Origin of the sequence: Bradyrhizobium sp., assembly GCF_030646015.1 — a bacterium.
Taxonomy (GTDB): Bacteria; Pseudomonadota; Alphaproteobacteria; order Rhizobiales; family Xanthobacteraceae; genus Bradyrhizobium.
In genome coordinates this window covers 1-14048 of record NZ_JAUSLT010000026.1, presented here as the reverse complement: position 1 = coordinate 14048, position 14048 = coordinate 1, and the positions used below count along the sequence as shown (strand labels likewise).

Annotated in this window: 15 protein-coding genes and 1 pseudogene; 4 read left to right on the top strand and 12 right to left on the bottom strand. The window is 63.5% G+C overall.

The features are described from left to right. Positions 1 to 275, bottom strand: a 275-nt coding sequence (locus tag Q7T45_RS03535; protein WP_304867701.1) for an FAD-dependent monooxygenase, incomplete at its 3' end; no start/stop codon positions are given. A gap of 51 nt (positions 276 to 326) precedes the next feature. Between Q7T45_RS03535 and Q7T45_RS03530 the strand changes: the two genes are divergently transcribed. From Q7T45_RS03530 to Q7T45_RS03515, 4 genes are all read left to right on the top strand, one after another. Beyond that, complete coding sequence (locus Q7T45_RS03530; RefSeq protein WP_304867698.1) at positions 327 to 1232, top strand: helix-turn-helix domain-containing protein; 906 nt, start codon at positions 327 to 329, stop codon at positions 1230 to 1232. Positions 1233 to 1392: 160 nt separating this feature from the next. After that, on the top strand, positions 1393 to 2280 hold the full coding sequence (gene ppk2, locus Q7T45_RS03525; RefSeq protein ID WP_304867696.1) for a polyphosphate kinase 2: 888 nt from the start codon (positions 1393 to 1395) through the stop codon (positions 2278 to 2280). Between the two features lie 188 nt (positions 2281 to 2468). Continuing rightward, positions 2469 to 2990, top strand: a complete 522-nt coding sequence (locus Q7T45_RS03520) for a DUF1993 family protein (protein ID WP_304867694.1) — start codon at positions 2469 to 2471, stop codon at positions 2988 to 2990. 169 nt (positions 2991 to 3159) lie between these two features. Continuing rightward, positions 3160 to 4392: a benzoate/H(+) symporter BenE family transporter gene (locus Q7T45_RS03515; RefSeq protein ID WP_304867691.1), complete on the top strand. Its 1233-nt coding sequence runs from the start codon at positions 3160 to 3162 to the stop codon at positions 4390 to 4392. 191 nt (positions 4393 to 4583) lie between these two features. Here the strand turns inward: Q7T45_RS03515 and Q7T45_RS03510 are convergent, their stop codons facing one another. The 11 genes and pseudogenes from Q7T45_RS03510 to Q7T45_RS03460 form a co-directional block, all read right to left on the bottom strand. Then, a complete protein-coding gene (locus tag Q7T45_RS03510; protein WP_304867688.1) occupies positions 4584 to 5540 on the bottom strand; it encodes a Gfo/Idh/MocA family oxidoreductase in 957 nt (318 codons plus the stop codon). A 1-nt stretch (position 5541) separates the two neighbouring features. Then, positions 5542 to 6399 (bottom strand): class III extradiol dioxygenase subunit beta, encoded by an 858-nt coding sequence (locus Q7T45_RS03505; RefSeq protein WP_304867685.1) that lies wholly within the window; start codon positions 6397 to 6399, stop codon positions 5542 to 5544. Beyond that, positions 6400 to 6789, bottom strand: coding sequence for a protocatechuate 4,5-dioxygenase subunit alpha (gene ligA / locus Q7T45_RS03500; RefSeq protein WP_304867683.1), 390 nt, complete (start codon positions 6787 to 6789; stop codon positions 6400 to 6402). A 13-nt stretch (positions 6790 to 6802) separates the two neighbouring features. Further along, positions 6803 to 7717: an amidohydrolase family protein gene (locus tag Q7T45_RS03495; RefSeq protein ID WP_304867706.1), complete on the bottom strand. Its 915-nt coding sequence runs from the start codon at positions 7715 to 7717 to the stop codon at positions 6803 to 6805. 11 nt (positions 7718 to 7728) lie between these two features. After that, positions 7729 to 8658 (bottom strand): NAD(P)-dependent oxidoreductase, encoded by a 930-nt coding sequence (locus Q7T45_RS03490; protein ID WP_304867681.1) that lies wholly within the window; start codon positions 8656 to 8658, stop codon positions 7729 to 7731. A 5-nt stretch (positions 8659 to 8663) separates the two neighbouring features. Next, positions 8664 to 9359, bottom strand: a complete 696-nt coding sequence (ligK, locus tag Q7T45_RS03485) for a 4-carboxy-4-hydroxy-2-oxoadipate aldolase/oxaloacetate decarboxylase (protein ID WP_304867679.1) — start codon at positions 9357 to 9359, stop codon at positions 8664 to 8666. A 1-nt stretch (position 9360) separates the two neighbouring features. Next, the gene (locus Q7T45_RS03480) at positions 9361 to 10389 is read right to left on the bottom strand and encodes an amidohydrolase family protein (protein WP_304867677.1); all 1029 of its coding nucleotides are present in this window, start codon (positions 10387 to 10389) and stop codon (positions 9361 to 9363) included. A gap of 16 nt (positions 10390 to 10405) precedes the next feature. Then, complete coding sequence (locus tag Q7T45_RS03475; protein WP_304867675.1) at positions 10406 to 11530, bottom strand: 4-oxalomesaconate tautomerase; 1125 nt, start codon at positions 11528 to 11530, stop codon at positions 10406 to 10408. A gap of 125 nt (positions 11531 to 11655) precedes the next feature. Further along, complete coding sequence (locus tag Q7T45_RS03470) at positions 11656 to 12558, bottom strand: LysR substrate-binding domain-containing protein (protein WP_304867703.1); 903 nt, start codon at positions 12556 to 12558, stop codon at positions 11656 to 11658. 55 nt (positions 12559 to 12613) lie between these two features. Beyond that, positions 12614 to 13612, bottom strand: coding sequence for a tripartite tricarboxylate transporter substrate binding protein (locus Q7T45_RS03465; RefSeq protein WP_304867672.1), 999 nt, complete (start codon positions 13610 to 13612; stop codon positions 12614 to 12616). Between the two features lie 37 nt (positions 13613 to 13649). Beyond that, a pseudogene (locus Q7T45_RS03460) lies at positions 13650 to 14048 on the bottom strand (catechol 1,2-dioxygenase); the annotation flags it as partial.

Genomic DNA, 14048 nt, shown 5'->3' with positions numbered 1-14048 from the left:
GAATATTTGAACAGATCGACGTGATCCATCACCCCGTCATGGGCGATATGAAAACCCTTGTGGATCTCGCCCTCGCGGTCCATGCGCTCGCCGCATTGGGCCTCGCGCATCAGCTGGGCGAAGCCGTGCTCCAGCACGCCCGCCCGAATCCGCGCCAATACATATTCGCGGCTGTATTTTTCCAGCACTACGGTTTCGATGCCCTGCAGATGCAGGAGCTGGGACAGCAGCAGCCCAGACGGCCCGCCGCCGATGATGCAAACCTGAACCTTCATGGCGTTCTCCCTGGATTTTGGACAAATCTACGGAGTTTTGAAGCGTTCAGAATGGATAGACCCTCCTTTGTCTTGTATGATTCGAACATGAGCAAAACCCCGGCCCAGCGAACCGTCCAGACCTACAACCTGTTTGGCGAGTCCGGCGATCTGCCTGACGTCGTGCATTGCGAAACCATCGCCGCGCGTTCGGTGCTGCACCAATGGGAATTCGCAGCCCACCGCCATGCACGGCTGCATCAGATCCTGCTGATCGAACGCGGCGGCGGACAGGCGACGCTGGAAGGACGGGCCCACGCGCTGCGGCCGATGCGGGTCGTCAATGTGCCGGTCGGCGACGTCCACGGCTTCAGCTTCAAGCCGGGCACCCAGGGCTGGGTACTTACCGTATCGGCGGAAATGCTGGACGAGGTGCTGACACCCCCGGAAGGATTGCGGCGCGTGCTGGCGCATTCGACCGTGCTGCGCGGCACACCCGAGATGCGCAACGCGATGCAGCAGATTTTCTCCGAATTCGCCGGGCGCCATTTTGCCAGGGCGCATATCCTGCGGGCACTGTCCGCGGCCTTGATCGGCCTGGTCGCGCGCGAAATGGCCGCGAACGGCAGGATGCCGGGCGGCATGGCGAAACCCGATCTTTTTCGCCGGTTCGAGGCGCTGCTCGAGCAACATTTCCTGCAGCACTGGACCGTGTCGGACTATGCCGCCGCGCTGGCGATCACACCAACGCATCTGAGCCGCCTGACCCGTACGGCGACCGGCCACGGAGCATCGCATCTCATCCTCGACCGGGTCATTCGCGAGGCGCGGCGCAACCTCGTCTATACCAACCTGCCGGTCTCGACGATCGCCTACGCGCTCGGCTTCAGCGACCCGGCCTATTTCAGCCGGCTGTTCTCCGGATCAACCGGCCTGTCGCCGCGCAGCTTCCGCGACAAGGTTCACAAGGCCACCTAGCGGATGAAGTCTACTCTGGATGCCGGCTTCCACCCCCTGACACAGGGCTTCGCGGTTGCGCGCCAATTGATCTGGCTCAAACCGGATTTCGAGTTGCTCGATGAAAGTCTTCAACTGCGATTCGTGGATCGCCATCATCGGCCGAACCCCCGGGGGAGCAATGGCAAAGAACCGCAAATCCGCCGTGGCGGAAGGATCCGTCCTGCGTGACGCCAGGGAAATCACCGCCGTCGAGCAGTACTGGCACGCGGCCGAACGGCCGAAGTCGCGCAAGCCTCCGGCGAACTACAAATACGTCGACGAGCTCGCCCATCTGCAGTTCGAACTCATCAAGTTGCAGGAATGGGTCCGGCTGCAGGGCCTCAAGGTCGCCGTCATCTTCGAGGGCCGCGACGCGGCCGGCAAAGGCGGGGTCATCAAGCGCATCACCGAGAGCCTGAACCCCCGCATCTGCCGTGTCGTGGCGCTCGGCACGCCGACGGAACGGGAGCGCGGCCAATGGTATTTCCAGCGCTACGTCGCCGAGCTTCCGACCCGGGGCGAAATCGTCCTGTTCGATCGCAGCTGGTACAACCGTGCCGGGGTCGAGCATGTCATGGGCTTCTGCAACGAGGACGAGTATCAGGAGTTCCTGCGTTCCTGTCCGATTTTCGAGGAGATGCTGGTGCGCTCGGGTATCTATCTGGTCAAGTACTGGTTCTCGGTCAACGACGAGGAGCAGGAACGGAGATTCCAGGAGCGCATCCGGAATCCGACCAAGCGCTGGAAGCTGAGCCCGATGGACGTCGAATCGCGCAAGCGTTGGGTGGAATATTCCAGGGCCAAGGACGTGATGTTCGCGCACACTGACCGCAAGAAGACCCCGTGGCACGTCGTCGACGCCGATGACAAGAAGCGGGCCCGGCTCAACTGCATCCAGCATCTGCTGAAACAAATTCCCTATCAGGACATGAGGCCGGTCGAGATCGAGCTTCCTCCGCGCCAACCGGACACCGGCTACAGGCGACCCAGGAAATCGACCCAGCGTTTCGTCCCCAAGGCCTATTGAGCAGACCGCGCTGCGCCGACGGGGCTCCTGACGGCGTTTTGACGCATAAGATCCGATGCGCGACGCGTCGCTGTCACTCCATCCATCTGGCGGCACGCCAGTTTCTTTCCCTGCCGATTGCATTCGGTGAAAATTCCGGGAACTGTATCGCCAGCAAGAAGCGCACAAAATGATGGGAGATTTACGCCATGGCCTTTTCGCTCTACGACGCTACCGTCGCCAACTACCTGCAGATTCTCGGCGCCGTTGGCGGTTTCCTCGAGAAGAGCCTCGCGCATTTCCGCGAGAAGGGCATCGATCCGGCTGAAATCGTCGAGGCGCGGATGGCGCCCGACATGCTTCCGCTCCGTTTCCAGATCGTCTCGGTCGCCCATCATTCGCGCGGTGCGATCGAGGCGGCGAAGACCGGCGTGTTCACCCCGTCGATGGGTAAGCCGGACCTCGACTATGCCGCACTTCAGGCCCTGGTGACGGAGGCGCGTGATGAACTGGCGGCCCTGGCTCCGGATGACGTCAACGCGCTGGCCGGCCGCGACGTCACCTTCAGGTTCGGCGAGCGCGCGCTGCCTTTCACGGCCGAAGGATTCCTGATGTCGTTCTCGCTGCCGAACTTCTTTTTCCATGCGACCACGGCCTACGACATCCTCCGCCACAAGGGAGCCCCGCTCGGAAAACGCGATTTCATGGGCAGGTTGAAATTGAAGGGGTGAGGAGCCTTTGGCCAGGCCGGATCCTTAGCCCGGATGGAGCTCTTGCGTAATCCGGGGCTTTCCTGCACCGGTTGCATGTTGAAGGTATTCGGTGGATGAGGCATCCTTAAAGTCGGTTTTACCCGGATCAACGTCCCCTTGCTTCGAAAGGTTGGCGCCCGCCTCCTTGATGTTCACTCAGATCGAACGACCGACTGAACGACCGCCCGGCGTTGGGGGGATTATTTCAGCTTTCGGCTTCCTCTACGCATCGAACGGTTTCATTGGCTGGCTGTTCGCTGTGACCGGGCCTGTCGCGATCATTCTGGCGGTCGGCTCGAGCGGGGGGCTCTCCGAAAGCGAAATCGCATCCTGGATCTTCGGCGTCTTCTTTTTCAACGGCGTGATCACGCTGCTGTTCAGCGGGCTTTATCGTCAGCCGCTCGTTTTCTTCTGGACCATTCCCGGTACGGTCCTGGTCGGACAGTCGCTGACCCATCTGACGTTTCCGGAGGTTGTCGGCGCGTTTTACGCTACGGGCCTGCTGATGCTGGTGTTGGGTGCGAGCGGCTGGGTCAAGCGCGTCATGCAGTTCGTTCCGATGCCGATCGTCATGGGTATGGTCGCCGGCGTTTTTCTGCGCTTTGGCCTCGAGCTCGTCCGCGCCGTCTTTGCTGACACCATCATCGCCGGACCGATGGTCGCGATCTGGCTCATCCTGTCGGCGATCCCGCGCCTTGGCCGGCGTTTTCCGCCAATCATCGGGGCGCTCGTGGTCGGCGCATCGATGACCGTGCTGTTCGGCCGGTTCGACGCCACCGCAACGCTTCAATTCGAACTGATCCGCCCGGTGATCCAGACACCGGTCTGGTCGCTCGCGGCCATGATCGAGCTTGTCGTGCCGCTCGCGATCACGGTTCTCGTCGTGCAGAATGGCCAGGGCTTCGCCGTGCTCGGGGCAGCAGGGCATGCGCCGCCGATCAATGCCGTGACCATGGCCTGCGGCATCGGCTCGGTGATCAGTGCCGCCGTCGGTGGGGTCAGTTCCTGCCTGACAGGGCCGACCAACGCCATTGTAGTCTCGAGCGGCGAGCGAGGACGCCAATACAGCGCCGCCATGTTTGTTGGCTTTCTGGCGCTGGTGTTCGGACTGTTGGCGCCGACATTCACACGGTTGCTGCTGGTTTCGCCCAAATCCCTGGTGATGGCCCTGGCAGGACTCGCGATGCTGCGCGTCCTGCAGACGGCGTTTGTCACCGCGTTCAGGGAGCGCTTCTCCTTCGGCGCGTTGTTGGCCTTCCTTGTCAGTGTCGCCGATGTGCCCCTGTTGAACATCGGCGCCGCGTTCTGGGGTCTCGTGTCTGGCGTCGCGATCTCGCTTCTGCTGGAGCGGTCAGATTTCGCAGCAGAGACGAAATCGTAGCCGCGCCGCGTGAGGAGAGTGAAAGACCCAACGCGTGGTCGATTTCCCCGTCAGGGAGCGGATGGTCCTGTGCCTTGAACAAGCCGTTCGATGCATCCCTGCAACGCGTGTTGCCTCGCACCGTTCCAGGATTGCGCCCTCGGGGCACGCCGAAGGCGTGACCCAAGGCCTCCATCCGGGCTACGGGACTTTCAGGCGTCGAGCTGCTGCTCCAGATCGTGCAGCACCTGGTAACATGCCAGTACCTGCGCGACGCTCGAGTTCGGCTCGCGGCCCTCGCGGATGGCGGCGAAGAATTCGCGGTCCTGCAGCTCGATGCCGTTCATGGAGACGTCGACCTTTGAGACGTCGATCTTCTCTTCCTTGCCGTTGAAGAGATCGTCGTAGCGCGCGATGTAGGTGCCGGTGTCGCCGATATAGCGGAAGAAGGTGCCGAGCGGACCGTCATTGTTGAAGGAGAGGCTGAGCGTGCAGATCGCGCCATTTGCGGCCTTGAGCTGGATCGACATGTCCATCGCGATCCCGAGCGTGGGGTGGATCGGCCCCTGCACAGCGTTGGCCTTCACGATCGGCGAGCCCGCCTGGTAGGCGAACAGGTCGACGGTGTGCGCGGCGTGGTGCCACAACAGGTGGTCGGTCCAGCTGCGCGGCTGGCCCAGCGCGTTCATGTTGGAGCGGCGGAAGAAGAAGGTCTGCACATCCATCTGCTGGATGTTGAACTCCTTGGCGACGATCTTCTTGTGTACCCATTGATGGCTGGGGTTGAAGCGGCGGGTATGACCGCACATCGCGACCAGCTTCGTCTGCTTCTGCAGATCGACCACGGACTGCGCATCCCTAAGCGAATCCGCGAGCGGGATCTCGACCTGGACGTGCTTGCCGGCCTTGAGGCACGCGATCGATTGCGCCGCGTGCATCTGGGTCGGCGTGCACAGGATGACGGCGTCCACTTCCTTGAGTGCAAGGCTGTCGGCAAGGTCGGTCGCAACATGCGCGATGCCGTATTTGGCGGCGACTTCCTTGGTCGGCTCCAGCCTGCGGCCGACCAGCGACACCACCTCGACGCCGTCGATGTTCTTGATGCCGTCGAGATGCTTGATGCCGAATGCGCCGGCGCCGGCCAGCGCTACCTTGATCGTCTTCGCCACGTCAGTTGTTCTCCAGAATCAGATGGCCCACGGCGGTGTTGCTGGCGGGCACATGGTAGAAGCGATGCCGCACGGTCGGCGGCTTGCCGTCGCCATTGACGTCGTTCATGGCGCCGCGCGCGATCAGCCACATCACGAGTTCAATGCCCTCGCTGCCGGCCTCGCGGACGTAATCGATATGCGGCATTTTCGACAGCCCCTCGGGATCGGCGATCAGGCGGTCGAGGAAATTGGTGTCGAACTCCTTGTTGATCAGCCCGGCGCGCGGCCCCTGCAGCTGGTGGCTCATGCCGCCGGTGCCCCAGATCTGTACGTTGAGCGGTTCGTCGTAGGACAGGATGGCCTTGCGGATCGCCTTGCCGAGCATGTAGCAGCGCCGGCCCGAGGGCGCCGGGTACTGCACGACATTGACCGCGAACGGGATCACCGGACAGGGCCATGCCTGCGGCTGGCCGCACATCAGGCTGAGCGGGACCGTGAGGCCGTGGTCGATGTCCATCTTGTTGACGATGGTCAGATCGAAATCGTCCTGGATCACCGACTGCGCGATGTGTCCGGCGAGTTTCGGATGGCCGATCACTTTCGGCACCGGACGCGGACCCCAGCCCTCGTCGGCCACCGCGAACTCCGCCGCGGTGCCGATCGCGAAGGTCGGAATCAGGTCGAGACTGAAGGCGTTGGCGTGATCGTTGTAGACGAGGAAAATGACGTCCGGCTTCTGCTCCTTCAACCACTGCTTGGAGAAGTCATAACCCGCAAACACCGGCTGCCAGTACGGCTCCGCGGTCTTGCCGAGGTCGAGCGCTGCACCAACCGCCGGCACGTGCGATGTGTAGACGCTGGCTGAGATACGGGCCATTTACTTCTTCTCCCCGGTGTAGCGGTTGCCTTCAATGGTTCGGCCGCCGCTGACCATCATGTTGCGGTATTCATCCTCGCTCATGCCGGTCATGCTGCCGGCCATCTGCTGGAAGCTCTTGCCGTCGGTGGCGCCGATCTTGGCGAGGAAGTAGATGTTGCCGCCGAGCGCGATGCAGCGATTGAGGTCGCGCGCCATGACCGCCAGCTTCTGGTCCTCGGTCATCGGCCATTCGTCGAGATAGGCGCGTTCGTTGGCCTTGAAGCGGGCGCGATTGTCCGCCTTCATCAGCGACATGCAGAACTGGTTCAAATGATAGCCCTGGCGCGACATCTCGGCGTCGAAGATCGTGGTGCCGGGAACGTCGGTATATGGCTTGTCGAGTGACATGGGCTTTGCCTCCTCAGGAGTGTTCGGGCCAGTACAGCCGCATCGGGTTGTCGACCAGCAGCTTCTGCTGCAATTCTGATGTGACCGCAACGTGCGGGATGAAATCGACCAGCAGTCCGTCGTCGGGCATATGGTCTTTCAAATTCGGATGCGGCCAGTCGGTTCCCCAGAGCACACGATCGGGGAAGGTTTCGACGATGCGCCGTGCGAACGGGATCACGTCGCGGTAGGCGTTTTGCTCGCCGTTCAGCGCCGGCGGGCCCGCGACCGACAGCCGCTCCGGGCAACTGACCTTGGACCAGACGTTCGGATGTTCCTTCATGAATTTCACGAACAATTCGAACTCCGGACCATCGACCGGCTTGGTGACGTCGGGCCGGCCCATATGGTCGACCACGACCGTGGTCGGCAGCGAAGTGAAGAAATCCCACAATTCGGGCAAATCCACCGCTTCAAAGTAGATCACGACGTGCCAGCCCAGCTTCCCGATGCGGCCGGCAATCTCGATCAATTCCTCCTTTGGGGTGAAATCGACCAGGCGTTTGACAAAATTGAAGCGCACGCCGCGCACGCCGGCGTCGTGCATCTCGCGGAGTTCGGCGTCGCTGACGCTGCGCTTGACGGTAGCGACGCCGCGCGCTTTGCCGCCGGAATGGGTGAGTGCATCGACCATGGCGCGATTGTCGGCGCCGTGGCAGGTGGCCTGCACCACGACGTTGCGGGCGAAGCCGAGATGGTCGCGCAGCGCGTAGAGCTGCTGCTTCGAGGCGTCACAGGGGGTGTATTTGCGCTCCGGCGCGAAGGGAAATTCGGCGCCCGGACCGAACACATGGCAGTGCGCGTCCACCGCGCCTGCCGGCACCTTGAACCGGGGTTTTGACGGGCCAGCGTACCAGTCCAGCCAGCCAACCGTCTTCTGAAATTCCATTGGGGTCTGTCTCATTCTTTTCCGTGGGGCTTGAACTTGCCGAGGATCCGGTCAGCCTCGGTGCGCCAGTCGGCGCTGCGGGCGAATTCCTTCGTGCCTTTCGGGCCGAACAGGACTCCGTCGGCGAGGTCGGCGACCCAGGCCTGGCGTTCGGCGGTGCCCTGCGCCGACCACGGCGTCAGGCCGATCTCGCGCACCGTCTCCGCCACCTCGCGCACCTCTTCGCTGCGGCGCCGGCCATGCTCGATGACGCGCTGGAAGAAATAGGCGCCCTGCTTCTCCCAGTCGATGCCGGGAAAAGTCTCCTTGAGCGACGCCAGCACGGCGTCCTCGACGCCGTAGGCCCGTGCCGTGGTGAAACTCTCGATCACCATGGCTTCCATGCCCTTGATCATGATGCTGCGGCACATCTTGACCGCCGATGCGACGCCGAGTTCATCGCTGGCGACCTTGGCATTGAAACCGAGTTCGACCAGCAGGGGCGCCAGTTCGCGGGCGCCGGGGCCGCCCAGCAGCAGCGGCACCTTGATGCGGTAGGGCGGCACCGAGGTCATGACGGCGCCCTCGACATAGCGGCCGCCGGCGCCATCGATCAGGGCAGCGGCACGTTGCTTGGCGCCCGGCGAGGCCGAATTGAAATCGAGGAACCAGGCGCCCGGCTTCAGCCCGGACATGCAGGCCTGCGCCACCGGCACCGCCTGGCTCGCGGTAACCGCGGAGACGATCAGGTCGGCCTCTGCGGCGAGATCGGCATGCGACGACGCCAGCGCGACGCCAATGCCTGAGGCGTGATCGCGCAGCGGCTGCGCCCGGTCGTCACCGAGCTTGATGTCGTAGGCACTGACGCGGACGCCGTCCTTGCGCAGATCCTCGGCCAGAATCCGGCCCACCTCGCCATATCCGACGAGACCGACATGCCACTGGTTGGAAGCAACCGACATCCTGTTCAATCTATGTAGCGGAGGCCGGCTTTCGCCAGCGGCTCACGCATGTTGTACATGTCGAGACCGAGCACGCCGGCCGCCAGCTTGGCGCGCTTGTCGCCTTCATTGGCCTCGCGCGCTTCCGCCGCGTCCGCGGCCTGCTGGGCGACGGCGGCGGGAACCACGACCACGCCGTCGGGATCGGCGATGATGACGTCGCCGGGATTGACCAGCGCGCCGGCGCAGACCACCGGGATGTTGACCGAGCCCAGTGTTGCCTTCACCGTGCCCTTGGCGCTGATCGCCCGGGAGAATACCGGGAACTGCATTTCGGTGAGGTCCTTCACATCGCGGACGCCGCCGTCGATGATCAGGCCTTTGGCACCGCGGGCGCGAAAGCTGGTCGCGAGCAGGTCGCCGAAGAATCCGTCGGTATTCTCGGCGGTGCAGGCCGCCACCACCACGTCGCCCGGCTGCAGCTGTTCGGCCACCACATGCATCATCCAGTTGTCGCCGGGCTGCAGCAGCACCGTGACAGCGGTGCCGCAGGTGTGCGCATCGGCGTAGACCGGGCGCATATAGGGCAGCATCAGGCCGACGCGGCCCATCGCCTCGTGAATGGTGGCGACGCCGAAGCGCGACAGTTTTTCGACCGCGGCCTTGTCGGCGCGAACGATGTTGCGCTTGACCACGCCGAGATTGTTCATGGGAATGCTCATGCTACTTGCCCTTCGCCTTCAAGGCCGCATCGAGCCGCGGGAACACGCGCCGCGCATTGCCCTCGTAGACCTTTTTCTTTTCCTCCGCGCTCAGGATGGTCGAGGCCTCGATGTAGCGCTTGGTGTCGTCGTAGGGGAAACCGGTTTCGGGATCGATCCCCTTCACCGCGCCGATCATCTCGCTGGCGAACAGGATGTTGTCGACCGGAATCACCTTGGTCAGAAGATCGATGCCGGGCTGATGATAGACGCAGGTGTCGAAGAAAATATTCTTCAGCAAATGGTCCTTCAGCAGCGGCTTCTTCAGTTCCTGCGCAAGACCACGGAAGCGGCCCCAGTGGTACGGCACCGCGCCGCCGCCATGCGGGATCAGGAATTTCAGCGTCGGGAAATCCTTGAACAGGTCCGAGGTCAGGCACTGCATGAACGCCGTGGTGTCGGCGTTGAGGTAGTGCGCGCCTGTCGTGTGAAAGCAGGCGTTGCAGCTGGTGGACACGTGAATCATCGCGGGGATGTCGAGCTCCACCATCTTCTCGTAGATCGGATACCATTGCCGGTCCGACAGCGGCGGCGAGGTCCAGTGCCCGCCGGACGGGTCGGGATTGAGATTAATGCCGACGAAGCCGTACTCCTTGACGCATTTCTCCATCTCGGGAATGCAGGTTCTGGGGTCGACGCCCGGCGACTGCGGCAGCATCGCAGCACCGATAAAACTGTCCGGGAAGAGTTTGGCGATGCGCGCGCACAGTTCGTTGCAGATCGCGGCCCAGGTCGAGGAGACCTGGAAGTCGCCGATGTGATGCGCCATGAAGCTGGCGCGCGGGCTGAAGATGGTGAGGTCGCTGCCGCGCTCCTGCATCTTCTTGAGCTGGTTGTTGATGATCGATTCGCGCAGCTCGTCGTCGCTGATCTTCAGCTCGCTGGCCTTCGGCATCGCCGACGGATCCTTGATCCCGGCGATCTGCCGGTTGCGCCAGTCCTCGAGCGCCTTCGGCGCGGTGGTGTAGTGACCGTGTACGTCGATGATCATCGTTTCTTCCCTGATTCTATGCTTGCCGGGCGCGACGGGGTTCGGAAACTGCGCTGAAATGTCCGGCCCAGACCGAGGCCGGCACCATGGCCTCGCCGCGCATCAACAGCCGTGCGGTGCGTAGCAACGCGGCGCTGGTGACGTTTTGCGGATTGGCGGGAACGACCTCGATCTCGACGCTGAATTCGCCGGTCGGATGTTCGACCGAAATGGTCTTGGCATTCTGCGCCGGTACGACAGCGATGCCCTGGGTGGTCGACCCGTCGAGCACGCAGGCGGTGGCGACGGTCACCGCCGCCAGCACGCCGATGGCGTCGTGGCAGACATGCGGGATGAAGCTGCGCGTCGAGATGGCGCCGCCGGCGCGCGGCGCCGATATCAGTGTCATCTTCGGGTAATTCTTCGCGGTGACGTCGCCGAGTTGCATGGCGTGGCCGCAGGCGATCCGCAGCCGCTCGATCCGCGCCTTCAGCTCGGTGTCGGCATTGAGCTGATCGACACTCTCATAGCCGGTGCGGCCGACATCGGCTGACTTGAAGATCACCAGCGGCATGCCGTTGTCGATGCAGGTGACGGTGATGTCGTCGATCACGTCGCGGACGTTCCCGGTCGGCAGCAGTCCCGGCGCGACCGAACCCGCGGTGTCGAGAAAGTTGATCTTGATCGGCGCCGAGGTGCCCGGTGCGCCGTCGATCCGGGCCGCGCCCTCGTATTCGACATGGCCGTTTGGGGTCTGCACGGTGATGTCGCATTGCATGTCGGTGTTGAGCGTCAGCACGCGCAGCGTGGTGGTGTCGCCCTGCGGCTTGACCAGGCCGGTCTCGAGCGCGAACGGCACCACCGCGGCAAGCATGTTGCCGCAATTGGGCGTGGTGTCGACGGTGTCCTTGTCCGGCTGCAACTGCGCGAACAGGAAGTCGAGATCGACGCCGGGCTTGGAACTCTTCGAAACAATGCCGACCTTGCTGGTGAGCGGATGCGCGCCGCCGAGCCCGTCGATCTGGCGCTTGTCGGGCGAGCCCATCACCGCGAGCAGCACCCTGTCGCGGGTCGGGATGTCCGAGGGCAGGTCGGCGGCGTTGAAAAACGGGCCGCGAGAGGTGCCGCCGCGCATGAACAGGCAGGGAATGGCGGTTTGCATGGCGTTCCCGGTCATTGGATTTTTTGCATTCTGGCGGTTCGGGTTCGGCTTCGCCACCATCCGCCATTTCTAACAGCTATCACGTTCCGGCATGGATTAAAGCCCCGGGCCATGCTGGAAATGCTTTAAGCCGGCAGCCCGCGCACCAGTTCGGTCAAAAGCCGCATCGCGTGCAGGGCCAGCGGCGTCGGGCGCTTGTGCGCGGAGACGGCAAGGCACAACACGCTGACCGGCGCGGGATCCGTCAGCCGGCGCACCACGAGTTCGCCGGAGCGCGCCGACGCCGCCACACCGCTGGCGGTGAGCACGGCGTGGCCATAGCCGGCGCAGACCAGATCGATGATCGACGGGACGCTGGATACCTCCCAGGCAATATCGAGCTTGATGCCGGCCAGCGCCGCCTGGGTTTCCAGCAGGCGGCGCATCGCATGGACCCGCTCCGGCACGATCAGCGGGTAGCGCGGCAGCTCCTTCATCGGCAGCGGCGGCGCGGCCGGCTTGCGTTTGCCCTTGGGCGCACGGCTCACCAGGCTGAGCGCCTCCTGCAGCAGCGGCGTGATCTCCAGCCCGGCCTGCGCCTCGGGATTGTAGACGAGGCCGATGTCGATGCGGCCGGTGGTGACCCATTCGACGATGTGGGTCGACAGCCCCTCGACGATCGCCAGCCGGGCGGCGGGAAGCTGCTTCTTGAAGCGGTCGATCAGCGGCAGCGTGAGCTGACGGCCGATGCTCGGCGGCAGTCCGATGGTCACCCGCCCGACCGGCTCGTCGCGGCTGGCGCCGAGATCCTCGCGCGCATGCGCCATCAGCTGCAGTACCGCCACGCTGTGGTCGAACAACCGCTTGCCCGCGTCGGTCAGCGCGACGCCGCGGCCGTTGCGCAGGAACAACTGCTGGCGCAGTTCGGTCTCGAGGCTGCGGACCTGGCGGCTGAGCGCGGGCTGCGCAATGTCGAGCACGACCGCAGCCTTGCTGAAGCTGCCGAGCTCGGCGACGTGGACGAAATATTCAAGCTGCTTGAGGTTCATGTCGCTGAGACTGTACACCCGCGCTCGCAGGAGGCGAGCATGCTAAATCCGGGGTCTATTGCTTCTGAATCCCGGCCTTTTCGATCACCTTTTTCCATTTGTCGATGTCGGACTTCAGCCTGGCCGCTATCTCCTCGGGCGTGCTGGCCCTGGCCTCGATCCCGAGTTCGAGCAGCCGCTTCTTCACCTCCGGCTCGGCGAGGATGTCCCGCAGCGCCTGGTTGAGCGTCTTTACGATCTCCGGCGGCGTCGCGGCGGGCGCAAACAGCGCGTTCCAGGAGACCACGTCGTAACCGGCGACGCCGCTCTCCTGCACGGTCGGAATATCCGGCGTGCTGGCCGAACGTACCGGGCCGGTCGCCGCCAGCGCCCGGATTTTCCCGTCGGCGAGATTGCCCTTCATCGCCGAGTAGCTGTCGATCATGAGGCCGAGATTGCCCTGCATGGTCGACACCAGAACCTCAGGCGTCGCCCGATGCGGAATGATGACGAAATCGAGGTTGGCCGCGGTCTTGAACAATTCTGCCGACAGATTCTGGGTGCTGCCGACGTTGATGGTCCCGACATTGAGCGACCCGGGCTTTGCCCTGGCCGCCGCAATGAAGTCCGCCAGCGTCCTGAACGGCGAGTCCGCATTGGTTGCGAAGACGAAGTCGAAGTATCCCAGGCTCGAAATCGGCACAAAATCCTTCAGCGGATCATACGGCAATTTATTGAACAGGGAGACGCTGATCGCGGTTCCGTTGGAGAGCAAAGCCAGGGTATGTCCATCGGGCGGCGACGAAATCACCGTTCGGGCCGCGGCGATACCGCCGGCACCGGGCTGGTTTTCGACGTAGAAGCGCCCGTCCAGCTTGACGGCGAGCCGTTCGGCGATCACGCGCGCGGTGATATCGGCGACGCCGCCGGCGGCGAAAGGCAGGACTATGCGCACGGGCTTGCTCGGGTATTTGGTCTCGGCGACGGCCTGACGTTGGGGAACGAAGGTCAGCATCAGCACAGCGAGGAAGAACCGGAACGAGTTCCGGGCGGCGGCGCCATCGAGCAGGTTCATTTGTCGTCCTGGGTTCCGTGGATCACTCGCCACTCTGTCACTTGATCGGCGGGCGTGGAAGCACGGCGTCACCTGCCTCCATCCGGTAGATGTAGTCGAGCGAATACCAAGGCGTGCGGACGTCGCGTTCGGTGGGATGGGCCTCGTCATGGCGGACGAAATCGCCGATCAGCGCCCTGGTCACGCCGAACTGCACGTCGCTGTCGATGTGTGGGTCGGCAGGATCGTAAACCTGGGAAATCAACACCTTGAATCCCGGCTTGAAGATCAGCGCGTGCAGATGCGCCGGCCGGTAGGGGTGCCTGTTCTGTTGTTTCAACAGGCGACCGACCACGCCGTTGGTCGGAATCGGATAGCCCGTCATCATGACCGAGCGAAACCAGAAGCGGCCATCGGCATCGCTGGTGAATTTGCCGCGCAGGTTCATCTCGGCCTG